The sequence below is a fragment of the Alcanivorax sp. HI0044 genome (assembly GCF_001634945.1).
This window is the reverse complement of record NZ_LWEZ01000621.1, coordinates 1-978: the sequence shown is the minus strand read 5'-3', so window position 1 is coordinate 978 and position 978 is coordinate 1. Positions and strand designations below refer to the sequence as shown.

The window sequence follows — 978 nt, the reverse complement described above, 5'->3', positions numbered from 1 at the left end:
CTGCAGGTCGCAGCAATTATCGACATTTCAAATCCGGCCCTGACAATGGAAATATGATTCTCTCTATAATCCCTGCACAGATAAATAAACTTTGCTTCAGGGAATATTTCTTGCAGTTCTTTAGAATAAAATGAATACCCCGGATTCTTGTCACCAATTGCTAGTGGATTTCCTTTCTCAAAGCAGGAGAAAGAATAAAGGTACACGAGCTTACAGGCCAGGGCATAATCGACCCGATAAACGTTAGACAGAAGAGTATCTCGAAGCTTGCTCCAGTCGATCTTCCAGCTTTCAATCAAACCCTGTTTTTTAAGGTCAGCAATAAATGACGAGACCGTTTTTGCTGTCCAGAGGTCTAACCCTAAGTACTTCTTCTTTAGGTTTATGATGAACTGGCATTCAGGAGGAATAACAATAGATGGGTGGGCATCGAACATAGTTCTTAGCCAAGTCGATCCACTTCGAGGCCTACAGGTGATAAAGAACATGGGTAGACACTCCGCTAAGTCAATAGCATCATCGTATTTCACTGAGCCACCCCATCAATCTCAATCTCGCTCTTACAATACGTGACACAAGATAACTTGCCATATTGTATACCGGGATCAATAGACTAACGATTGGAGCAAAAACCTCTAGAACTACGCTGGAATTATCAACAACACGCCTTTGCAAAATTGGTGCTTTAATTATCAGTAACTGAAAGATAAAGGATGTGATAATTATGGAGCACACTTTACGTTTATCTGGCATGAATTCTGGCCTAATTACATCCATAAGGAGAATCAACCTGTCTTCTCCAGAATGATTCCAGGCCTTGTGACGATGCGCATCACAGAAAATAGTGGCCTTGCCTTCTTCCCAAGCAACGGCCTTTTCACCAACTTTAATTCCAGAAACGGGCAAGCCCGCAGGTATAACTAAGCCAAGGTGCACCCTGTTAGTAGCATTGGTGTCGCCAAAATGCTCAGGAATTTC

At 42.4% G+C, this 978-nt stretch carries 2 protein-coding genes; both read right to left on the bottom strand.

Annotated features, from left to right (window positions below; translation table 11 throughout):
- Positions 1-437 (bottom strand): sulfotransferase (locus A3730_RS07510; protein ID WP_231883888.1); only part of this gene is annotated, 437 nt, incomplete at its 3' end.
- 79 nt (positions 438-516) lie between these two features.
- The coding region (locus tag A3730_RS07505; RefSeq protein WP_197477355.1) for an aspartyl/asparaginyl beta-hydroxylase domain-containing protein at positions 517-978 on the bottom strand (462 nt) is incomplete at its 5' end.